At 40.9% G+C, this 22,741-nt stretch carries 22 protein-coding genes; 16 read left to right on the top strand and 6 right to left on the bottom strand.

Features of this window, described 5'->3' with window-relative positions; translation table 11 throughout:
• Positions 1–109: 109 nt before the first annotated feature.
• The 10 genes from CYAN7822_RS34685 (at position 110) to CYAN7822_RS35830 (ending at position 11,403) form a co-directional block, all read left to right on the top strand.
• Positions 110–1,549 carry a peptidoglycan-binding protein gene (locus CYAN7822_RS34685; RefSeq protein WP_013323870.1) on the top strand — a complete coding sequence of 480 codons (1,440 nt, stop codon included), beginning with the start codon at positions 110–112 and terminating at the stop codon, positions 1,547–1,549.
• Positions 1,550–1,597: 48 nt separating this feature from the next.
• Positions 1,598–2,293 carry a hypothetical protein gene (locus tag CYAN7822_RS18955; RefSeq protein ID WP_013323871.1) on the top strand — a complete coding sequence of 232 codons (696 nt, stop codon included), beginning with the start codon at positions 1,598–1,600 and terminating at the stop codon, positions 2,291–2,293.
• Between the two features lie 41 nt (positions 2,294–2,334).
• Positions 2,335–2,937 carry a DUF2808 domain-containing protein gene (locus CYAN7822_RS18960; RefSeq protein ID WP_013323872.1) on the top strand — a complete coding sequence of 201 codons (603 nt, stop codon included), beginning with the start codon at positions 2,335–2,337 and terminating at the stop codon, positions 2,935–2,937.
• Between the two features lie 141 nt (positions 2,938–3,078).
• Positions 3,079–3,477: a GPW/gp25 family protein gene (locus CYAN7822_RS18965; protein ID WP_013323873.1), complete on the top strand. Its 399-nt coding sequence runs from the start codon at positions 3,079–3,081 to the stop codon at positions 3,475–3,477.
• A 2-nt stretch (positions 3,478–3,479) separates the two neighbouring features.
• Complete coding sequence (locus tag CYAN7822_RS18970) at positions 3,480–5,693, top strand: putative baseplate assembly protein (protein WP_013323874.1); 2,214 nt, start codon at positions 3,480–3,482, stop codon at positions 5,691–5,693.
• A 112-nt stretch (positions 5,694–5,805) separates the two neighbouring features.
• Positions 5,806–6,825, top strand: coding sequence for a phage tail protein (locus tag CYAN7822_RS18975; RefSeq protein ID WP_013323875.1), 1,020 nt, complete (start codon positions 5,806–5,808; stop codon positions 6,823–6,825).
• Between the two features lie 99 nt (positions 6,826–6,924).
• The gene (locus tag CYAN7822_RS18980) at positions 6,925–8,163 is read left to right on the top strand and encodes a DUF4159 domain-containing protein (RefSeq protein ID WP_013323876.1); all 1,239 of its coding nucleotides are present in this window, start codon (positions 6,925–6,927) and stop codon (positions 8,161–8,163) included.
• A 311-nt stretch (positions 8,164–8,474) separates the two neighbouring features.
• Entirely contained in the window at positions 8,475–9,230 is a 756-nt protein-coding gene (locus CYAN7822_RS18985) for a MinD/ParA family ATP-binding protein (RefSeq protein ID WP_013323877.1), read from the top strand.
• Positions 9,231–9,247: 17 nt separating this feature from the next.
• Complete coding sequence (glsA, locus tag CYAN7822_RS18990; protein WP_013323878.1) at positions 9,248–10,279, top strand: glutaminase A; 1,032 nt, start codon at positions 9,248–9,250, stop codon at positions 10,277–10,279.
• Positions 10,280–10,371: 92 nt separating this feature from the next.
• Positions 10,372–11,403 carry a PAS domain-containing protein gene (locus CYAN7822_RS35830; RefSeq protein WP_157871827.1) on the top strand — a complete coding sequence of 344 codons (1,032 nt, stop codon included), beginning with the start codon at positions 10,372–10,374 and terminating at the stop codon, positions 11,401–11,403.
• 79 nt (positions 11,404–11,482) lie between these two features.
• On the opposite strand, the gene CYAN7822_RS19000 is transcribed toward CYAN7822_RS35830, so the two are convergent.
• Together CYAN7822_RS19000 and CYAN7822_RS19005 are read right to left on the bottom strand one after the other, a co-directional pair.
• The gene (locus CYAN7822_RS19000) at positions 11,483–12,487 is read right to left on the bottom strand and encodes a linear amide C-N hydrolase (protein WP_013323880.1); all 1,005 of its coding nucleotides are present in this window, start codon (positions 12,485–12,487) and stop codon (positions 11,483–11,485) included.
• A 427-nt stretch (positions 12,488–12,914) separates the two neighbouring features.
• Positions 12,915–13,598: a Crp/Fnr family transcriptional regulator gene (locus CYAN7822_RS19005; RefSeq protein WP_013323881.1), complete on the bottom strand. Its 684-nt coding sequence runs from the start codon at positions 13,596–13,598 to the stop codon at positions 12,915–12,917.
• 90 nt (positions 13,599–13,688) lie between these two features.
• Here CYAN7822_RS19005 and hcp point away from each other — a divergent pair, with 90 nt between their 5' ends.
• The 3 genes from hcp (at position 13,689) to CYAN7822_RS19020 (ending at position 16,653) form a co-directional block, all read left to right on the top strand.
• On the top strand, positions 13,689–15,323 hold the full coding sequence (gene hcp, locus CYAN7822_RS19010; RefSeq protein ID WP_013323882.1) for a hydroxylamine reductase: 1,635 nt from the start codon (positions 13,689–13,691) through the stop codon (positions 15,321–15,323).
• 108 nt (positions 15,324–15,431) lie between these two features.
• Entirely contained in the window at positions 15,432–16,217 is a 786-nt protein-coding gene (locus tag CYAN7822_RS19015; RefSeq protein WP_013323883.1) for a globin domain-containing protein, read from the top strand.
• 187 nt (positions 16,218–16,404) lie between these two features.
• On the top strand, positions 16,405–16,653 hold the full coding sequence (locus CYAN7822_RS19020; protein WP_013323884.1) for a hypothetical protein: 249 nt from the start codon (positions 16,405–16,407) through the stop codon (positions 16,651–16,653).
• A gap of 156 nt (positions 16,654–16,809) precedes the next feature.
• Here CYAN7822_RS19020 and CYAN7822_RS19025 read toward each other — a convergent pair whose 3' ends face one another.
• Positions 16,810–17,100, bottom strand: coding sequence for a hypothetical protein (locus tag CYAN7822_RS19025; RefSeq protein WP_013323885.1), 291 nt, complete (start codon positions 17,098–17,100; stop codon positions 16,810–16,812).
• A gap of 432 nt (positions 17,101–17,532) precedes the next feature.
• Between CYAN7822_RS19025 and CYAN7822_RS19030 the strand changes: the two genes are divergently transcribed.
• The gene (locus CYAN7822_RS19030; protein WP_162052175.1) at positions 17,533–17,979 is read left to right on the top strand and encodes a hypothetical protein; all 447 of its coding nucleotides are present in this window, start codon (positions 17,533–17,535) and stop codon (positions 17,977–17,979) included.
• A gap of 36 nt (positions 17,980–18,015) precedes the next feature.
• Here CYAN7822_RS19030 and CYAN7822_RS19035 read toward each other — a convergent pair whose 3' ends face one another.
• The gene (locus CYAN7822_RS19035; RefSeq protein WP_013323887.1) at positions 18,016–18,849 is read right to left on the bottom strand and encodes a beta/alpha barrel domain-containing protein; all 834 of its coding nucleotides are present in this window, start codon (positions 18,847–18,849) and stop codon (positions 18,016–18,018) included.
• A gap of 66 nt (positions 18,850–18,915) precedes the next feature.
• Between CYAN7822_RS19035 and CYAN7822_RS19040 the strand changes: the two genes are divergently transcribed.
• Complete coding sequence (locus CYAN7822_RS19040) at positions 18,916–19,530, top strand: heme-binding protein (RefSeq protein WP_013323888.1); 615 nt, start codon at positions 18,916–18,918, stop codon at positions 19,528–19,530.
• 83 nt (positions 19,531–19,613) lie between these two features.
• On the opposite strand, the gene CYAN7822_RS19045 is transcribed toward CYAN7822_RS19040, so the two are convergent.
• Together CYAN7822_RS19045 and CYAN7822_RS19050 are read right to left on the bottom strand one after the other, a co-directional pair.
• The gene (locus tag CYAN7822_RS19045) at positions 19,614–20,804 is read right to left on the bottom strand and encodes a GNAT family N-acetyltransferase (RefSeq protein WP_013323889.1); all 1,191 of its coding nucleotides are present in this window, start codon (positions 20,802–20,804) and stop codon (positions 19,614–19,616) included.
• A 76-nt stretch (positions 20,805–20,880) separates the two neighbouring features.
• Entirely contained in the window at positions 20,881–21,564 is a 684-nt protein-coding gene (locus CYAN7822_RS19050; protein ID WP_013323890.1) for a RibD family protein, read from the bottom strand.
• 129 nt (positions 21,565–21,693) lie between these two features.
• Between CYAN7822_RS19050 and CYAN7822_RS19055 the strand changes: the two genes are divergently transcribed.
• Positions 21,694–22,704: a Gfo/Idh/MocA family protein gene (locus tag CYAN7822_RS19055; RefSeq protein ID WP_013323891.1), complete on the top strand. Its 1,011-nt coding sequence runs from the start codon at positions 21,694–21,696 to the stop codon at positions 22,702–22,704.
• Positions 22,705–22,741: the final 37 nt, after the last annotated feature.

Raw genomic sequence — 22,741 nt, forward strand, 5'->3', positions numbered from 1 at the left:
GCTATTTCTCTAGATCCGACTTTAGGAGAATAGGCGGCTTAAACCCGTATCAACTAAACTAAAATGAAGGGTAAAATGGGCACATATAATCCCATCAGGAGGTCAAATTATGGCACATATCCGCAAGGCCGTCATGAGAAAATCAGCACCCGCCGCTAGTTTGACTAACCAGAGCCAACTCAAAACCCGTCGCCCGATTCCTCAATCAACCAATCTAAACCTTCAACAGAATTCTACCCGACAACCTCCATTAAACCCGACACAACCCTTAAGACATAGTTTAACTCATATTGCTATTACTAACTCATCTTCTCCTCAAAAAAGCCCCCATTTAATACAACTGAAAATCGGAGATGGTCACGATTTAAAATCCGCTCGTTTTGCTGGCGATGAAGTATTAGAAGGTTGCTACGATGGAGAAAAAACCCGTTATCTTCGCAATGGTTCTACAGGAGAAGCCGTCAAAAAAATACAACAAGCTTTAATAGATTTAAAATATCCGATGCCTATCTCGACACAAAAAACCGGCGAACCCGATGGCATTTATGGCGCTGAAACCAGCAAAACAGTTAAACAATTTCAAACCGATCAAGCACTAAAAGATAAAGATGGTATCGTGGGAAAAGATACCATAGAAAAACTCGATCAACTCCTCGGTACAGGACCATCCCCAAAACCCCCAGAACCCCCAGAACCCTCTACCCAAGAATTAATTTTACAAGTGGTGGAAAATGCCGACGCTGCAACGATCGCCACGCTACGCAAGGATGCAAAATTCCTCGACAGTAGTCAAAGCCTCATGACTAATGCCCAATTTGGCAAATTAGCGGCACTATTGATCTTGGTAGTACCCGATAAAGTGGTGAGTAAAACGGCGGCTAAAAACGAAGCGGTTCGTATCCTTTCAGCGCAACTCGGAGGCGATAAAGCCATTGCCCGGCGTACCATTGATAAAAACATTTTTGTGGTGATCGTACCCAAAGATACCCTGATGACAGACTTAAGCGAGTTTTCCTCTCTCAAAGGCGTTAAAACTTTTGACGGGAGGGAATGGGAGACTACACGCGGCGTAGGAGGAATAACCATCGGCGGCAAAGTTTATACAGCTATCACAGAAGAAAACTTACTCGGAGAAGATTGTACCGCAACCTACAAAGGTAAACCTGTGAGTGGTTTCTATACGAAAGGTTATTCAACCACTAGCCATGAATTTGCTCACACCCTTCATCTATTTGTTCTTGAAAAAGCCGATCAAAAAATTATTACTGATGCTTATAATGCTCGCAAAGCTATCGCTAAAACTAAACCCGATGATCCTGATCAATGGGTAGATGGAAGAGAAGGTTGTTATGCCTCTCAAACTGAAGCGGAATTTTTTGCTCAATTGAGTAATGCTTATTTAGGAACCAATACCGGCAATGACCCAAGTACAGGAGATCCCAGGCAAAATACTAAAGATTGGGTTAAAACCCATGAACCAGAAGTATTTAAACTGCTTGAGCGGCTTTATAGCGGGGCCACTGTATCTAATGCGAATCCACGCCCCTAAAATCCTTTAAAATTTAACCTTCTATCGGCAAAAAAATCTTTAATAAAAATGGTTAAAATATGGTATAATTTAGCAGCAATATTTTTAATAGTTTTGTTATTGAATCAGTTAGATCAACAATCACAAAAAACTGATGCTGTTGAAAAATTAAAACCATTGCCTACAGTAATATCTCAAAAAAATAACAGTTCAACTATGTTTGAAAATATTCCTAAACGAGACATCCGAACATTTTATATTTATAAAAATGGAGTATTAACCCTTGCGCTCGAAGACCGTCCCGGCACACTTCACTCAATGGCCAGTCCTCCCCCCACAGGCGCACCGACTCATCCCTTTATTCATGGGAGTGCTTATGATGCAAAAAGTGAGGATGAAATGGGAACGTTATTAAGAAAATCCACCAGTTTTGATAACTATATTAACTTATTAATTGAAGCAGGTTATGATGTTGTTTCTCGGGAAAATACTTTTCAGTTAAAACTCGAAGGGGGGTTTCGTTTAGAAGATGAAAAAGGACTGGTCGGTGCATTATGGAATTATCCAGGACAATTTACCTGTATTGGGTGGCAACCGGCATCAGGGCAATTAGATTTTGATTATGTGACCCTGACAGTATACCGCCAAGACCGGGCCAGAGAATTGTTAAATCAATTACAATCTAATCAAACTTTTGAAGCCTTAAAAAATCATTTAGAATCTCTTGGCTTTAAACTTATTCCTATCCCTTTAGAATCTGATTGAATATAATATAAATATACTTGTAATTTATTTGTCCTTCCCTAATGAGCCGCTTTTTTGATCACATGAACCACCATCTCAGAGTGCTAACAATATTATTGACTTCAGGAATTGTACTATTAAATATTTCTCAAACAACGGACATCCTCGCGCAAGATATCACACAACAACCGCAGCCAACAAGTTATCAGGTTCCGTCTTTTTTTCTTAAATCACCAACATTAATCCGTTCTGCAACCAGTGCTAAAGGACCAGCAAGTGAAGCTAATTATCACTTTACAATACAAGTCCCCTCCAATGCCGGACAGCCGCTAAAATCAGTGACCATTATTCAACAACTTAATGTAGAAAAAATTCGCTTTTTACCTCAAGGTAGCCAAGCTTTTATCGGGCAAAGTTTCCATCGGGGAACCCCGGTTGCTGTTCAAGGAGAATTGATTGAAAATGACACAGATGGGGTTAAAGTGATTTTTAATGAACCTATTCTACCCGGCAATACGGTAACAGTGGTTTTAAGGGCAATAAATCCTTTATATGGAGGCGTTTATCAGTTTGGAGTAACAGCTTTCCCTGAAGGCAATGATCAACAGGGGTTATATTTAGGGCCTGGACGATTACATTTTAGTATGCCTGGGGGCAGTAGTTAAGCAGTTAAGCCGTAGTTAAGCCGTAGGGTGTGAAGCGCGTTGCGTAACGCACCTAAACTAAGACCTCTTTTCGACCTTTGGCGAATACTGTCAGCCGCTAAAATACAGTAACCTAGGGAAAACCGGGTACGATCACAAACTATGGTTAAACGGGACTATTTAGGGACAGGGTTAACATTTCCCCTACAGACCAACGTACAAGGGGGACTAGGACTCAGTTCGGATCACCAAGATGTTCGAGAGGCGATCTGGATCATCTTACGCACTGAACTCGGAGAAAGAGTCTATCGCCCAAATTTTGGCTGTCGTCTTTCTGAATTAACCTTTGCTCCCCTCAACACGAGAACCCTATTTTTAATTAAACTATATGTTCAAGAAGCCTTAGAAATCTGGGAACCGAGAATTTATCTCGATGAGGTGACCACCGAACCCGATCCGATCTTAGGTCGAGTGGATATCCGTATAGAGTACCGTCTCAAAGAAAGTTACCAACCCAGTAGCCTAGTCTATCCATTTTATTTAATGGCCAGGGAGGGGTAAAGATGGCTGATGATGATGTAAAGTTTGAATTTTTGCCTTCATTACCAAAAGATAATCTTGATGACCGAACCTTTGAAGACTTAGTCGCCGAATGTATCCTAAGAATACCGCGTTATTGCCCCGAATGGACAGATTATAACCCCACTGACCCAGGCATAACCCTCATAGAACTGTTTTCTTGGTTAACAGACCAAATGTTATTGAGGTTTAATAAAGTCCCCAGGCGCAACTATATCACCTTTCTCGAACTCTTAGGCATACGCCTACAACCGCCCGCCAGCGCTATTACAGAATTAACCTTTTATATCACTGAACCGGATAACTTTCCCTATCGCATACCCGCTAATACAGAAGTGGGCACCGAACGCACCGCCAACGAAGAAGCAATAATATTTAGTACAGATCGAGACTTACTCATTGGTAAACCTAGTATCCGTTATTTTTTAAGCGCCCGAACCAGTGAAGAAAGTCCCCGCGTCTTACGAGATACCGTCACTCATCAATGGACGCGACAAGACAACGGAGAATGGGGCGGATCAGAACAAACACTATTTGATGAACAACCCGAACCCGGTAACAGTTTTTATCTCGTCTGCGAACCCGATCAACCCCTCGATGGGAATGTTTTAACCATTACCTTCTCTGGACTTGCCGCCACCCCTACCGGTATCGATCCCGATCAGCCGCCCCGCAGTTGGGAAGCATGGGACGGGCAAAAATGGCAACCGGTTTTACTAAAAGAAGCGGATGACTTGACCAAAGGGTTTAGTTTTAACCGTCTGCGAGAAGCCGGCGACAACCCCATACAAGCGGCTGATATTGTGCTTCATCTCCCCCTAAGCTGGCCGGTTACCGTCTTTACCGGTTATGAGGGGCGCTGGTTACGTTGCCGCTTCACTGAACCCGAAGCCGGACAACCCGGTTATGTCAACTCTCCGCGCATTACCAGTCTAAAAGTCAATGCCGTTGGGGGAACCGTTTCAGCCAGTCATAGCCGCGTAGTTCGAGAAGAATTATTAGGCAACAGCGAAGGCATACCCGGGCAAACTTTTCAATTAGCCAATGCTCCTATTTTAAAACGTCGAGACGATGAATATATTATCATTACCCCTTTAGGCGGCATCCCCCAAAACTGGCAAGAAGTCCAAGACTTCGCCGACTCTAACCCCGAAGACCGTCACTATACGATCGACTCCCTGACCGGTAAAATACAATTTGGCCCCCTCATTCAAGAACCTTCCCGACTCGTCAAAGCCACTCAAGACCGGGCCGGAGTAACCCCCCTACCGGTGCTAGGAAATTACCCGATCGAACGCGCTAATACAGCCGATGGGCCCAATGAGAGGCAATATGGCAGTATTCCCCCAAGAGGGGCCCAAATTCGGATGCGTCAATATCGATCAGGGGGAGGTCGTGAGGGGAACGTTGAACGGCAAACCTTAACAGTGCTAAAATCAGCCATTCCCTATATTACCCGAGTCGTTAATTACCAACCCGCCCGAGGCGGCGCAGATGCAGAGTCTTTACAACAAGCGGTGTTGCGCGTTCCCAAAATGCTGAGAACCCGAGACCGGGCCGTCACACGAGAAGACTTTGAAACTCTCACCCTTGATGCGGCTAGAGGAAGTATTGCCCAAGCGTTATGTATTCCCCCTACTAGCAGTGGAGAAGCGGGTACAGTTACCATTTTAGTAGTTCCGGCAGCCAATACTGAGGAGATCGAACAAGCCAACGGCCTAGCCCCAGAAAAATTCGAGTTAGGGACTGAGTTAGAAGAAAGGATCAGGAATTATTTAGACGAGCGAAAATTATTAGGGGTTCAAGTGCGGCTGAGGTCTGCAAGTTATGTGGGGGCCAGTGTACAAACTCAAATTGGATTAGAACCATTTTATAACAATTCTCAAGCTCAAGAAATCCTCCGTCGTCAACTCGAAGTCATTTTATATCGTTTCCTCAACCCCATTACTGGAGGAATGGAGGGGAAAGGATGGCCCTTTGGCAGACCGGTTTATGTCTCAGATATTATTGCTTTAATTCAAAAAGTCCCAGGAGTCCGTTATATTGGGCCGGTACTGCTGTATGAGATTAATTCTACTCAACAGGGATGGCAACGAAACCCTGAACCTGTCCCGATGATCGATCCAGGAGACAGAGGTTTAATTTGTTCTTGGAAAGATCGCCGCCTTCGTTCCGGTCATGTGATCAATTTTTTGTAATTTAGTCATTAGTTATTAGTCATTAGTCATTAGTCATTAGTAGTTTCCCCCTTCCCCTTTCCCCTTTCCCCTTTCCCCCTTCCCCCTTCCCCCTTTTCGGGTATTCTTTAAAATGACCCTAGTTCGTTCTAATTCAAGTTTAAAAGTGCAATTAACCCCCATGCGGCCATTAGAAGCAACCCTCAAGCCGCAACGAATGGGGTTTGGAGATCCGGTTGACTCTCCTACAGAAACGGATTTATTGATCTATCCTGGAGAAACCAGTGAGATGATCTTACAAATTGCTAACATAACTCAAGGAGTGATCGCCACCGAAATTGAACTAAGAGGTAACTTTCCTCGAGACTGGATGAGAATTCATGCAGAAGGGCCTTCTATTTTTCCTCATCAACAAATGTGGTGCGGCATTTATTTTGATGTTCCTGCTGACTTTTTTGAAGGGAATGCAACTTGGAGTGAAGGTAAACAACCCCCTCTAGATTATACCTGTGCTATTTATATCTATTATGGAAACCCTGAACAAACTGCCCGCGCTTGTGAAATTATCGAATTTAAAGCTTATATACGCCCCCACAGCATTTATTTAAACTTTTTACCTGCCCTTTATCGAGAAGTAGACTTAGTCGGGCGCTTGCTGAAAATTTTTGAGCAAACGTTTGAGCCTAGTGTCTGGATGTTAGAGGCCATGTGGGCTTATTTAGACCCCCTCACAGCCCCCTCATCGTTATTACCTTTTCTCGCTCATTGGGTCGGCTGGGAATTAATACCTAGTTTAGACCCAAAAAAACAACGACAACTCATTCGTAATGCTGTGACTTTATATCGTTGGCGAGGAACTCGTCGCGGTCTAAGATTTTATTTGCATCTATACACCGAGTTGCCGCTAGATGAAGATATCCCCGAAGAAGGTCAGAAGCATATCTGCATTGAGGAACCTTTTGGACCTGGGTTTATTTTGGGTGAGTCTCATTTGGGACGAGAAACCGTTTTAGGAGGCGGGCGCTGTTACCATTTTATTGTGCGTTTGCGTCAGCAATATCGAGGACAAATTGATGAAGCTTTGGTGCGCCAAATTATCGAACAAGAAAAACCTACTTGGTGTACCTACGAACTCTATATACAGTCCTCATAACTCACACCGATAACTCATCCCCGTTTATGTGCGTAGGCTTCGCCCCAGAAGATCGCAGCGCAGGACAATCATTAAAAAACCCCCTACCGGTAAGCAACCATGACGACATTCTTCCCCCCTCCCCCGATACTTCCTTTTGATCGTTTTAGACCTTCTGATGGTCTTTTAATTAACGCCCAAAGATGGCGTAAAGCCCATGATTATCACAGACAACGGCAGAACTTTCATTATCAATCTCTACATCAACCGGGTGTGGTTTGTGGGTTGGGCGTGACTCTGATTTCTCCTGAGTCGAATGAACCTGAACAGTATCGTGATGGGCGTGGGATTAAGTTACAACCAGGTATCGCCATCGACCTTAAAGGTAATCCGATTATAGTTCCTCAAGCAGAAAATGTTCAAATTGCTGTGGAACCGCCAACAGAAGAACCTCTCACTGTCTATCTTGTGGTTAGCTATCGCGACCCCGATGAATTAATGATTAGAGAAGACAGTGAAATAGTTCGAGAACAGTTTCGGATTGATGTTAAAACTAAACCTCCTAGTGAGTTGGAAGTGGAAGTTTGCCGCATCTGGTTGCCGCCCAATCAACCTATACAATTAAAGGCGACAGATGATGTGTTTTTTCCTGGCTATTTCAATCCCGATTTTCGCTTTCGTCAATGGGCTACTCTTCGCCCTTTGGGGACCGTAAAAATTGCCCAAATTGAACATGATGACCCCCAACATAATGTTAATTTTCCTAATCTAGATTTTTTGGTGGGTAGTAGCGACATTCTTTATCCAAAATTACAGGGAATAGAACCAGTAGGATTAATTAATTGGAAAGGAGAAGAACAACAAAACGAAGAATCACAAGGGAAAGTCAGATGGAGAGCCTCGGATTTAGAGGAATATGATTTACTTTATTTAACCGGTTCTCAGTTGAATTTTAGCCCTCAACAAGTTAAGGCACTGAAAGGTTATATTGAGCATGGAGGTGTGGTATTTGTGGATAGTTTGGGAGATAATTCTCCTATTACTAATTATGTGAGAGATTTGGCACAACGAGAATTGGGAACTCCTCTTAAACCTATTGCTAGACGACATCCTCTGCGCCGCATGCCTTTTCTATTTGGCGCTTTTCCTACTGGAGGGTTCGGACAACCCGTTAATTTATTCTGTGGAGGAGGGGTTATTTTAGCAACCGGAAATATAGCCGCCGTTTGGGGGTTGGATCAGCAAATGACTATCTCTCGAGAAGTGTTACGATCTGCCCAAGAATTAGGGGTCAATATTCTGCATTATGCTTGGCATCGGCGCATTATGACTAAGTTACACCAAGCCTCAACATTCTAATGGTACTAGGGGCAGCAACATCCGTACTGCCCTAAAAACCGAGATAAAAACTAATCAATATTATAGATCCCTTGCCCAGTTAATATTGTCAAAACCTAACAAAATCCTGAAAAAAACTTATTGACAAAATAATATTTTTATGTATAGTTTAAATAAAATTCCTTAAGTTAGTAAATAACTTAATAATTCCTATTGTTTTATCTTGATCAAATGACTATAATGTCATCAAACCTTATAACTAAAAAATTTTTAATAAGCACAATTAAAACCATCTGCAAATAGTTAGCCAACTTTTAGAACAATTATAACCTATGCCTAGAGTTATTTCCGTTCATTCTTATCGAGGTGGAACAGGTAAATCGAATTTTACAGCCAATCTGGCTACTACCATTGCGCTGCAAGGACATCGGGTGGGAGTAGTGGATACTGATATTCAATCTCCTGGCATCCATAATATTTTTGGGTTAGAAGCGGAAACTATCAATAAAACCCTTAATAATTATCTTTGGGGACAAGCCGCTATCTCTGATGCCGCCTACAATGTCAGTGAGACAATTAAATTACCCGGAGAAGGAAAAATATTTTTAGTTCCTTCCAGTGTCAAAGCAGATGATATCTCACGGATTTTAAGTGAAGGTTATGATGTTAAACTCCTTAATGATGGATTTCGTAAATTAGTTAAAGATTTACAGTTAGATTATCTTTTTATCGATACTCACCCCGGTCTTTCTAAAGAAACTTTTCTTTCTATTGCTATTTCCCATGTTTTAATTTTAATTATACGACCTGATAAACAAGACTATCAAGGTACGGCCGTTACGGTGGATGTGGCTAGACAGTTAAAGGTAAAAAAGATGCTTTTAGTTGTTAATAAAGTCTTAAAAAGCCTGAGTTTTGAAGATTTAAAACATAAAATAGAAGCCGCTTATGAGCTTCCGGTTGCGGGTGTATTTCCCTTAACTGAAGAAGTTATTCAACTGGCGAGTAATGGCGTATTCTGTTTACAATATCCCCACCATCCCGTCAGCCAAGAATTTCTTAAGGTAGCTCAAGAAATTATCAACTAAATTGATGGCCAAAAACGATGACAGAAAAATCTAATTTACAATCTCTAGCCAATTCAATTACAGCCGTTGCTTCTCCTTTTCGCAATTATATTAATGAGCTATATGAAAAATATAAGCAATTAAATGAGGGGGTGGTTGCTGATTATATTCCTGAATTGGCAGGGGCAAATCCTGATTGGTTTGGCATTTGCGTGATTACTCAAGCCGGGCAAGTTTTTGAAGTGGGAGAATGTGAGCAACTCTTTACTATTCAATCCATTTCTAAAGCGTTTATTTATGGGTTAGCTTTAGAAGATCATGGACGGGATTATGTTTGGACAAAGGTAGGAGTAGAACCCACAGGAGAAGCTTTTAATTCTATTATTTTAGACCAAACAACTAATCGTCCTTATAATCCTATGGTAAATGCTGGAGCCATTGCCACCACAGATTTAATTGAAGGTAAAGGGGCAACGGAAAGATTAAAACGCATTTTAGATATGTTTCGTCGATATACGGGACGAAATCTAGATATTAATGTTCCCGTTTTTTTATCAGAAAAAGCCACCGGAAATCGCAATCGTGCTATCGCCTATTTAATGCTCAATTTTGGCATGATAAGCGACAAAATAGAAGAAACCCTTGACCTCTATTTTCAACAATGTTCGATCATGGTTAATGCCAAAGATTTAGCGATGATGGCGGCAACTTTAGCCAATGGAGGAATTAACCCGATAACCGGCGAAAAAGCCATTGATGCACAGTATGTCCAAGATGTCCTCAGTGTCATGCTTACCTGTGGGATGTATGACTCATCAGGAGAATGGGTGTATAGGGTGGGAATGCCGGCTAAAAGCGGCGTGGGTGGGGGAATTACAGCCGTTGCCCCAAAAACACTCGGCATAGGTGTATTTTCTCCTCTCCTAGATGCCAAAGGAAACAGCATTCGAGGAATAAAAGTTTGTGAAGATCTTTCTGTAGATTTTGGTTTACATTTATTTAATGCGGCTTTAGCCAAAAACAATCTTAATGATTGGATTGAAGGAAATGAGTCTTTAGATAGTTGGTAAACAAACAACGGAAACCTAAAAATCGTCAAAGTTATCAGTTTAGCTATTATGTAATAGAGATGCAGATCAGCTTAAACATTGGGAAAAATACTATGACTGGATTGGCAAGTGAGCATCAAAAACAACCACAGCAAAATTATCAAGAAGACTTATTGCTTTTGCAAGCAGAAATAGCCAAGCTAAAACAAGAAAATCAAGAATATTTACAAAAAATTAAAACTTTGGAAGAAAAAGAAAGATTACTGCAATTAGTTTTAGACAATATTCCTCAATTAATATTTTGGAAAGATAAAACTTCGGTTTTTAAAGGCTGTAATCGACTATGGGCAAAAGCCGCAGGATTTAGCGACCCTAATCAAGTGATGGGAAAAACGGATTATGATTTATATCCGAACGCGACAAATATTGAACAATACATCGAAAAAGACCGTCAAGTCATCACCAGTGGGAAATCGACAGAAACCTTAGAATATAAACCGAATAAAGATGTGTGGTATAACACAAAAAAAATTCCCATTGAAGATACTCAAGGTAATATCGTCGGAATTTTAGCCACCATAGAAGATATCACAGGCAGAAAAAAAGCCGAAGAAAAATTGAGACTCGCTGAAGAAAAATATAGAGGGATTTTTGAAAACGCTTTAGAGGGAATTTTTCAAACCACAGCCGCAGGGGTATATATGGATATTAATCCAGCAATGGCGAGGATTTATGGCTATGAATCTCCCGAAGAAATGAAAGCCAATGTTAGAGATATTTCTACTCAAATTTATGCCAACCCTCAACAGCGAGAAGAATTTCAACGTTGGATCGAAGAAACTGGACAAGTTAAGGGATTTGAATATCAAACCTATCGCCGAGATGGAACCAAAATCTGGGTAGAAGAAAATACTAGAGTAGTGCGAAATGAACAAGGCCAAGTTTTATATTATGAAGGGATAATTCAAGATATTACTCAGCGTAAACAAGAACAAGAAGCCCTCAAACGACAAGTTCAAGAACTTCGTATAGAAATTGACCAACAAAAAAGAGCCTCGCAAGTGGCAGAAATTACCCAAACGAGTTATTTTCAAGAATTGCAAGCAGAAGTCGATAGTCTGCGGCTTGATGAAGAAGAATTTTAATATTTGACTACCCCCTGGTTTAGAAGGGGGCGATCTATAACCTACAGTTCTACCGTTATGCTACCTGTGCCGGCTATTGTTACTCAGTCCTGAACTCAAATGGATCGGCAGGTTCCAACAACTCCGTCACGTCGCCAGCTATAAATTTATTAGTTTTGAGAACCAGGTTTTTCGCCTTTTTATTGTCTTCAAATTTTAGATCGGCTAAATTGACCCAAACAACGTAAGGAGCATAAGCGGATTCAAAAAAATAACGCTTGTTTGTGCTATCTGCCACTGTGCGCCAACGGGTGCAAGAAATAATAGGTTGCGTTGAGGTACTAATGTTTAAAGGAACCGAGGCGTTGCGAATAACTGAAAAAACAGCAGCAATCGCTTGATCGATATCGGTTTTTTGGGGGATTGCATTAATATAAAACGAAGCGCGAACGAACCGGTCCTCGGATCGATTGGTACCTGGTAACATGGTCATTCCGCCGATCCGTTCCCAATACTCATTAAGGGCTAGTTGCTTTTCGTAAATCGGTGAGTTAGTCATAACCTGATACTCCCGGTTGTGGTGAATATTCAACTTACCCTCGATGTACTGGAAGATAGCAGAATCTCCACTAGCATCAGAAATCGATAGATGGGTTGTTGCTACCTCGTTCGGTGGGCGACCGGGAGGTGCAGCCGAGACAATATAAAACGGTTCTTTTTCTAGATCCTTAACGGCTTCGGCAACAGTAGCGTAATTTTCCAATACGTATTGCACCCAAGCGGAAACGGCTAGAGATTTACGACCCTCAGCTTGTTCGGGAAATTTGGTTTCAGTGAGATAGTTCATATTGGCAACCAATCCCGCCTCATTGATGCCATCGCTCACCGCACCATCATGATAGCTCGTCACAACAGTTTTATATTGAGATGTCCATTGAATGGGGTCTGGTCCAGCCGCTCCATTGCGCTCTATATCCTTGTCAAAAGCCCAGAGATTACTATTCTCCATCATTTCGTCGCTGGTCCAATCCATATTGCGGCCAGTGAGAATCATGTCCTTTCCTGTTTGCTTGTCTTTTCCAAGATAAACAACTCTAGTACACATAATTTTATTCCCTGAATTGGTTGTATAGTTCGTAAAAGTTTAGTCAAATATTGTAAGAGACATCAACATAATTTCAAATGCTCCCTTCACTTTTACTTTGAGAGATCATTCTCATAATCGTGAACTACGCACCTCTCTATCCCCTAGTTATAAAGCATTTGGAAATGTTTATGTTATTAATTGTTGATTGTCTCCATCTCGCCGTGATTGCTTTCTGACCTGATCAAACTCGATTGGTTACAAGTCTCGCACTTCAGAAGGTTTTTCACCTGTACGAATGAGATTTAACAGGCTCTTTTCATACGATATAGTTTACTACTTTTTACATTATTTTGCTATATTTGTATTGAAAGTTTACAATACTCTTAAGACGCTCTCAAAACCCTGTTGTGAATTTTTCGAGTTAGCAATTTTTTGGCTTAACTTACTAGACAATTTTTCCGGCTCTTTGTAATAACCCTTGCCGATTTAACAACCGAATTGACAAGCCATCGGTTGAGATTAATCCTTCTTGAGTCAGTTTAGCCAAGCCGCGAGAAAGCGTTTCAGGAATTGTCCCCAAAACAGCCGCCAATTGTCCCTTCGTTAAATCCAATTTCACTATCTCACTATTATTTTGTTGCTCACTTAAATTGAGTAAATATGCCGCCAATCTTCCCGGCACTTCCCTTAAAGATAAGTTTTCAATTAAATGAGCAAACCGCCGCAAATGCCTGGCAAACACCGACAAAATATTGATCGCTATCTGGGGATAAGCATTCAGAAGGTTTAAAAAATCTTCTCTCGAAAAAAATAAAACCTCACTCCTAACCACCGCCGCCGCACAAGCCGGAAAACATAGCCCATCAAAAGCCGGCACTTCAGCAAAATGTTCTTTTGACTCAAATAAATGAAGAATCTGTTCTTTTCCCTCAGCCGACAGTTGAAAAACCTTAATTTTCCCCGATTTAACGATAAAGAAACCTGTTCCTTCATCTCCCTGCGAAAAAAGGGTTTCCTCTTTCTCATAAACTTGAACTTTAGTAATTTTGGCTAATAGGCTTAACTGTTCGGCCGGTAAGCCTTTAAACATTTGAGTCGTCCCTAAAAAGTCTTCGAGTTGATCTTTCATATTGCATTTGACTTAAGTCAAGGCGTTGTCTATAGCAGTAGAGATAAAGTAATCACATAAGCAAAAGAGATCCATCAGGAGAACGCGATCATGTTTTGTAACCAATGCGAAGAAACGGCTAAAGGACAAGGATGTTATCAACATGGTGTCTGTGGGAAAAGTCCAGAAGTTGATGCCCTTCAAGATTTATTAATTTATTGCTTACGAGGATTAGGAGAAGTTGCTCTGGTTGCTCATCAACTGGAACTAGACACCTGTAAAGCTGATCGCTTTAGCGCTGAGGCTCTCTTTTCTACTCTTACTAATGTTAACTTTGATTCGCAAGATTTTGTCAACTATCTTCATGAGGGGATAGCTATCCGCGAAGAGTTAAAAGCTCAAATTTCCCTGCACCGAACCTCGCCACAATGGTCAGAAATTGTTGATTTTCTCCCCGCTACAGTTCTAGAAAACCTCGTTCAACAAGGGAAAGATGCTGAATTTGAATTTATCAGTCAGTCTGGGGCTAATGTAGATATTTTCTCTCTTAAATTAACTGTTCTTTATGGACTCAAAGGTATTGCCGCTTATGTTCACCATGCCGCTCAACTGGGACAAGAAGATCAGCGTATATATCATTTTTTCCATCAAACCTTAACTAATCTGGGCCGTCAAGATTTAAACCTCAATCAATGGTTAGAAATAGCCCTGAAAGTCGGGGAAATTAATTTAAGGGCGATGCAAATTCTCGATCAGGCCAATACTAACTATTATGGTCATCCGGTTCCTACCTCTGTGCCGCTTAATCCTATCCCCGGCAAAGCAATTTTAATTTCTGGCCACGACCTGAAAGATTTAGAAGAATTACTCAAACAAACGGCTAATCAAGGAATTGTTATCTATACTCACGGGGAAATGTTGCCGGCTCATGGTTATCCAAATTTAAAACAAAAATATCCTCATCTTTATGGGCATTATGGCACGGCTTGGCACAATCAACACAAGGAATTTGCTCAATTTCCGGGGGCAATTATTATGACGACTAATTGTCTCATGCCGCCTCATAATTCCTATAAAGAGCGGCTCTTTACTTGTGGCCCTGTGGGTTGGCCTGAAATCACTCATCTGGAAAAACGAGACTTTACTCCTGCTATTGAAAAAGCTTTGGAATTACCCGGTTTTACGACAACAGAAGCAACTAAAACGGTGATGACTGGATTTGCTCGTCATGCTGTGTTAGAGTTAGCCCCTGATGTGATTAATGCGGTTAAAGCCGGCCATATCCGTCACTTTTTCTTAGTGGGAGGATGTGATGGAGCCAAATCAGGACGCAATTACTATAGTGAATTTGTGGAAAAAGTTCCCTCTGATTGTGTGGTGTTAACTCTTGCTTGTGGTAAGTTTCGTTTCTTTACTCAAGATTTAGGATGCATTGGAGATATCCCCCGTTTGATGGATGTGGGCCAATGCAATGATGCTTATTCTGCTATTATGATTGCTTTGGAATTAGCTAAAGCGTTTGAGGTCAATGTGAATCAGTTGCCTTTGTCGATGATTCTCTCTTGGTACGAACAAAAAGCGGTGTCGATTTTACTGACTTTATTATATTTGGGCATTCATAATATTCGTTTGGGCCCAACGGTGCCGGCTTTTATTTCTCCTAATGTCCTCTCTCTGCTTTCTCAAGCCTATCATCTCAAACCAATTACGACTCCTGAGCAAGATTTAATGGCTTGTTTGGCTTAACTAATTTGATTTGTGTTGTCCACAGATAAACCGAGATAAACACAGATGAAATTGAGATAGATTGAACTTTGATTGGCGGATTTAATCGATATTAATGGAGTTAAAAACATGGTTAGTGTTAAGAGTTCCTCAAAGACTTCTTTTTCCCAAAATTTACAAGAGTTAATTGAATATCCCCAAGATGGAATTCTCAGTAAAGTTTTGGTTAAAGATAACCATAGCCAATATAGTCTTTTTTGTTTGGCTAAAGGCACACAAATTGAAGAACATACTAGCACTCGTAATGCGGTGATTACGGTAATTGAAGGTCAAGGAATTCTCAGCTTAGAAGGTAATGACATTGCTTTAAGACCGGGAGTTTTTGTTTTTATGGCGGCTAATGCTCCCCATGCACTACAGGCAGCCGAAAATTTAGCTTTTGTGCTGGTTTTATCAGAACAGCCTCAATCTCAGCCGCGCATCAGCCAACAAACTATCGATATTGTTAAATCTACAGCACCTTTGATTAAACAGCACGGTCAGCAAATTACTACTCGGATGTATGAAATTATGTTTCGCAACCATCCCGAGATTCAAGCTCAATTCGATATGTCTGCTCAAGCGAACGGTTTTCAGCCGGCAAAACTGGCTCGTGCTGTATGGAGTTATGCCACTCACATTGACAATCTCGATGCTTTAAAATCTATGGTAGAAACCATAGCCCATCGTCACGTTAAAACTCATGTTCAACCCCAACAATATCCTATCGTCGGAGCCAGTCTTTTAGAAGCGATTAAGGATGTCTTAGGGGATGCCGCTACTGATGAAGTGATGGCGGCATGGACAGAAGCTTATCAGGTGTTAGCGCAGATATTTATTGATAGAGAGCAGGAAATTTCTCACCATCCGGCGTAATAAAGCCTTTTTTCCCTGCTACATCTAATCTCTCACCTAGTGCCGCGAAGCACTCCCCCCTACTTTCCTTGTTGAGGCGGGGGTTTCCTTTTTATTAATTTCTCTCTACTTCTTTAATAATTTTTTAATGAATTGGGGAATTGTAGTGGTAAAATGAACTCCAAGCAATTGAAGAACGGAGTTATTTATGTTTGACGGAATTAATTTTGAATATTTAATAGAAGAAGAAGTTATTCAGGAAGCCAATCATCAACAACTTTCTTTTCAGGAACAATTGTTTATTAAGCTTCTTGAAGGCGTAAAACACGATCAAATCGGTTATGGAGTCATTCAAACTGAGCATCAGGAACCCCGAGGCGTGATTCTTTTTAAAGACCCTGATACCAATCAGCAAATTATTCTCGGATATCTCGCTAATGCCATACGGAGTGTTTAATATTTTTACTCCTAAATATAATTAAATTATCAACAAAAATTGCTGATTAATCAATAAGTGTTCGGTTCAAAAAATCGGTTTAATTTTTAGAGTAGTGAACGGATTTCTTCGCTTTTTTTAATAAGACCCCCCTTTTCAACCCCTGGTGCTGAGGTTTTAACTGTTAATATTCAAGAGCTTATCTGGACTAACCCAACGCTTAACAAACTCGTCGTTATTGGTTTTAACTTTAATTTGTATTTCTTTGGTTCCTAGTTTAAGCACTTCACCGGGCACTTTTTGTACATTTTTGGCACTGGCGTGAGCTTTGTAAAGCCAGATGACCTGTTGACCTACATAAAAATTCTCTGCATTTTTCCAAGATTTTCCTTGATCAGCTAAGGCCGGTTGAATCCAGATTAAATTCAATAAAACTGCCAAAACAATTAAACAGTATTTCCAATCCATTTTCGACTTTCTAAAATTAAACAATTATTTTTTATTTAACCTGCTCTTAAATTTTTGACATTAGCTATTGATAAAATTATATGCTTCTGTATTATACCATATTTTCAAGTTTTTGGCTTACCTTGTCAGCTTAAAATAGGTTAAGTTTAATTAATATATTAATTAAGTATTGATAGTAAATCCGCTTTAAAAATCCCTCTTTGGATATAGACGTTGTATCCCACATATCCACAGGGGAGGAAATCCCGTTATTACTCGGGTTTGGGTATTATCCTCTGGCAAGCGGCTGACTCATTAACACCGAGTCACTAACGGGTGAGCAAAGCGCGACTCACAGGAGTGTTAGTTTTTTTCAAGATTAGGGAATGTTATAACTGTAGTCTGATGGACAGCTACAAGTTTGATGCTCAACAATTGATCTCAAATGATTTTATGAGAAAACTAATCTTTGCTGATACAGAAGAGTTTTACCAAAAACTCAGTTATGCTGTTACTACTGGGGAAACTATTGAACTTCATACAGATTATACTCGCTTTGGCGATCTTCCCACCCATCTCAAACAGATTTTTCAACTCAATCAGTATAAAACTGATACATGGGTTAGTAAGACAAGTTCTTCCTTTATTCCCAAAAGTTTTAGTTCTGTTGGTTTATCTTCGGCTTATTTATCCAAAATTATTATTAACGGCTCCACCACTGCCGGAGAAGTTTTTGGGAGTCTTTGCCTAGGTTCTCTAGGTGTAATAATAGGAAGAACGGTTGGTTTAACTGCGGGGATTTTCTCGAGCATTTTTAAAAAAGAAGATTATGCGGCTAAAGTGGCCATCGATTCTGTAGGACATTTGACTATTTTACTTGAGGAAGCCAAAACCTCTTAATCTACTCGGGTTTATTCATACTCAACGGGATTATTGCTAGTTGCTTGCGCTGATTTGTTTAACCAGTTCTTCGGCTGGGGGAATTTTTTCAAGAATTACAGAGGTTTTATAGGTGGGATTTTGGTCAATTTCTTTAATGACACTCTTGAGGTTAGCGTTACCTTTTCTAGCACCTAACCCATTAAGAGAACATTCAATTTGTCTTACGCCTACTTCAAGAGCGATAAGAGAATTTAAGAGTGCCTGCTCACAGTCATCATGACAATGAACAGAAACGATGGATTTGTCTATATTAGGAACTCGAGTAAATATTTTCTCAAGAAGTTGAGCAAATTCAGCAGGCAATAAGACTCCTAAACTATCCGGAATATTAATGGTTTTTGCCCCACTGTTGATAGCCATCTCTATGCCTCGACACAAAAAATCTAAATCACTGCGACTAGCATCAAAGGCAGACCATTCTATATCATCACAGTAATTTCGAGCTAAAGTAACTCCCTGTTGAATCATTGAAAGTGCTTCTTGCCGCTTTAGAGGCTCTTTTTTAGCGAGATTTACATTACTGTAGAGATGAATTCTGCCCCGAGAAGCTGATTTGAGTCCTGTTGCCGCCCTTTCTATTTCCTGGACTGAAAGATTAGATAAAGCACAAACAATTGAATTTTTAATCTCCCTTGAAACCGCGACAATTTCATCAAAATCTTGTTGAGACTTCGCCGGATAGCTCACTTCAATAATATCTACTTTCGCCTCCTCTAAGAGTTGAGCCAGCCGCAATTTTTCCGCTTGGCTCATTTTAATTCCCGGCACAAGTTCCCCGTCACGCATTGTGGTGTCTAAAATGAGAATTTGCTCAGAGAGATTGTTCATAAAAATCTACTATGATGGATAAGGAATCTAACATACCATGTCTGTATTAGATTATCTAGGATTTATATGAAACTCCATCATATTCTATTAACATTGGGCATTATAACCCTTGCCGGCGTAGCGGTTGCCTTTAGTGTATATCAAGCTAACAGCGCTCCCTTACCCGAAGGTTTTCCGCCTCCCACAGAACCCGGAAAAATTGAGGTTAAACAATATCCGGGTTACCGTGCGGCTACCTATCGTTATCAAGGGGAATTATCTCAGGCGGCTAATCAGGCTTTTTATCCTCTCTATCAACATATTTCCTCTAATAATATTTCTATGACTTCTCCAGTGGAAACCCGTTACCCCAATAATACAGTTTCCTCTGCTGCGGCTAATGGAGAAGCGTCTGTTTCCTTTCTCTATCGTAACAATCAGATTTATCCCAAAGAAATTGCTCAAAATATTGAAGTAGAAGATGTTCTTCCCATGACGGTAGTGAGTTTAGGATTGCAAGGCGCTTATAGCTATTCTAGTTATCAAGAAAATCTTGAGCGGCTCACCGAATGGCTATCACAACATCCTGAGTATCAAGTGGTGGGACAACCTCGGCGCTTTTTTTATGATGGGCCTTATATTCCTGATGCCTTTAAACGTAGTGAAATTCAAATTCCCATTCAGTTAATTACTCAAAATTAATAAGCTCTAAAAATTTAGAGACGTTCCAAGCCACGTCTCTATAGAAAAACCGGATATTTCCATTACGCTACTACCAATCGGGCCTATAGTTGAAAAATAATTTCCCGTTTGGTGAAGGGTAAATCCTCATTAATAGCATCTATTTCTTGCTGTTCCATTTCATTAATTTCGGGCATATAATGCTGTAAAAGTTTAATCATTTTCGCGTTATAAAAGCGGTGTAAGCTGTAATTTGGGGTAGCCGGAAAACCTCTTCTTCGCTTATGTTTCCCGCCCGCACCGGGATCAAACATTTGAATATTTTCTTGAATGGCCCATTCAATAGGCTGATAATAACAAGCTTCAAAATGAAGACAATCAAATTCTTGTAAAGCTCCCCAATATCTCCCATAGAGGTTATCCCCTTTTCGCAGACAAAAAGATAAACCAACCGGTTTAGTATCTGTTTCCTGCTGATAGGCAGCCACTAAGACCACCCGATGACGATAATTAGGATATAATTGCTCAAAAAATTTCCGAGTTAGATATTTACTTCCCCAATAAAACTTATCACAGGTACTACTGTAAAAATGATAAATGGATGGAAATAAATGATGAGGAATTTCCTCTCCGACCCAAGTTTTAACAGTTAATCCAGCTTGCTGAACAGCCTTTCTTTCTCGTTTAATATTACGACGCTGATTAGCATTAAAAATGCTTAAATAATCCTCAAAACTGTTAAAGCCCTTATTCGTCCAAATATAACTATGATGTAACCAACGACTAAAGCCATAATTTTCCATTTTCGCTCGCCACTCGGGATCGACAAAGAGAAAATGACATCCTGAAAGATGATTTCGATCACAAAAATGGTCAATAGCGGCTACCATCAATTCTGTAAGTTGATCTTCATCTTCTCCAGGAGCAATTAAAAAGCGATAGCCTTCGGCCGGGGTAAACGGAGTCATCCCCACTAATTTAGGATAATAGCGTATGCCCAAACGATGGGATAAATCTGCCCATTGATGATCAAAAACAAATTCGCCGTAACTGTGGCTTTTAATATATAAAGGGGCAGCCGCAATCAATTGGCGGTTCCGCCATACGGTTAAATGGCAGGGTTGACAGCCGGTTTTCCCGCTTGCACTGCCAGAAGTTTCCAAATTATTGAGCCATTCCCATTCCAAAAAGGGAGTAGAAAGGGGTTGAGCCAAGGCATCCCATTGGGCTTCGGGAATTTCCGCCATTTTTTGTATCCAGGCAAGAGAATATTCTGGCTTGACTTTTTGAAACATGGGACTGCAATTACAACTGTTTTTTAGGGCTTCGCCTTTAAAGGGCGGGGTTTATATCAGCGTAACGCAATCTCTGTTAATGGTGTAAGCGATAGTGTAAAAAAATTTCCCCTTCAATCTGTTTAACGCTCAATAATTCTAGCTCTTGCGCCTGCTGTTGGCTAAATCCGAGGCCCTCTACCGGGGTTGGTGCATCTGTACCCCCCAAAAGGAGAGGACAAAGGGTTAAGTAAAATTCATCAATTAAGGCGGCTTCGAGTAAACTGGCCACTAAGCCGCCACCGCCGAGGATAGCTAATTTTTCTAGGCCTAATGTGGTGAATTGTTCAAAAGCCTTAAGCCAATTAATACGGTTATCTAGGTCATCAGCCTTTAAAATGCGTTCAAACCCCTCAGAATTGGTCTGTTGCCAAGTGTTTTCTCCCCTGTGGGTAGTGAGTAACCAACGAGGGAGAGATTGCCGAAAAAAGCGCATTTCAGGGTTAAGATTTCCTGACGCTGAACAGACAATGTGGACAGGTTGAGGGGGTTTATGTTGTTGTTTTCGCCATTGCAGGAGTTCAGGGTTAGAAATGGGGAAACTGGTATGATAAGCGCGAAGGGTACCAGCACCGAATAAAACTGCGTCTACTTGGGCAATTTGGGTTTCTAGATGGTTTTTATCAGCATCCGAACCAAAACGCGCGGCAGAACTATGTTTATCGGCGATTTTTCCATCTGCTGTCATGGCTAAAACTACAAGGGTATGAGGTCGTTTCATTGCAGAAAATCTCAAAGTAGAGCCGCTCAAAGCTTACAACCCATGATCGCATAAATTCCACCACCGCTCATTGAGCATAAAATACAATTAGTCTCGACAAAAAATTGAGAAGAAAACTTTTAATAATCTATGACCATCCATATAGCTATTTTAGGAGTAGGGCGCTGGGGAGTGCATTGGGTGAGAAACTTTTTACAGCATCCAGATACCCAGGTAATCGCCATCGTTGATCCTTTTCGGGAACGACTCACTCAATGTCAGAAGCAATTTAAGCTAGATGAACAACAGATAATTTTAGCAACCGAATGGGAAACCATACGCGACCTAAAAACCCTCGATGCGGTTGTGGTTGCGACCCCGGCTAGTAGCCATTATTCCCTAATTACAGATGCTCTCCATCAGGGTTATCACGTTTTAGCCGAAAAACCCTTAACCCTCAACCCCGATGAATGTAGAACACTGACAGAACTTGCCAAACAACAGCAACGGCAATTATTTATCGATCATACCTATCTGTTTCATCCTGCCGTCCAACAAGGACAACAAATCGTTAAAGGTGGGAAACTCGGAGAATTACGCTACGGTTATGCGAGTCGTACCCATATCGGACCCATTCGTCAAGATGTAGACGCATTATGGGACTTAGCCATACATGATATTGCTATCTTCAATCATTGGTTAGGACAAACCCCCAACCGGGTACAAGCGAGAGGAAAGATTTGGCTACAACCAGAAAAAGGATTAGCTGATCTTGTCTGGGTAACTCTCACCTATCCCGATGGGTTTGAAGCTTCTATACATCTGTGCTGGTTAAATCCAGATAAACAAAGGCGCTTGTGTCTATTGGGAACAGAAGGCAACTTAATCTTTGATGAAATGTCCCCTACTCCCCTGATATGGCAACAGGGTTACGTACAGCCACAAGGAGAACTATTTTTACCAGCCGGAGTCAGCACCTCTGTCATCGAAGTGGAAAAAGCCGAACCATTAGGTCGAGTTTGCCATGAGTTTATCAAAGCGATCCAATCTCAACAAACCCCTTCTATAGCTTCTGCACAAACCGCTACTCAATTGGTTGAAATTCTCAGTGCTTTAACTCAATCGATGCAAGAACAAGGCAAAACCATTACGCTAAAATAATTTTCAGAAAACATTATGATTAAATTCCCGAAAAAAC

The sequence above is a fragment of the Gloeothece verrucosa PCC 7822 genome (assembly GCF_000147335.1).
Classification (GTDB): domain Bacteria; phylum Cyanobacteriota; class Cyanobacteriia; order Cyanobacteriales; family Microcystaceae; genus Gloeothece; species Gloeothece verrucosa.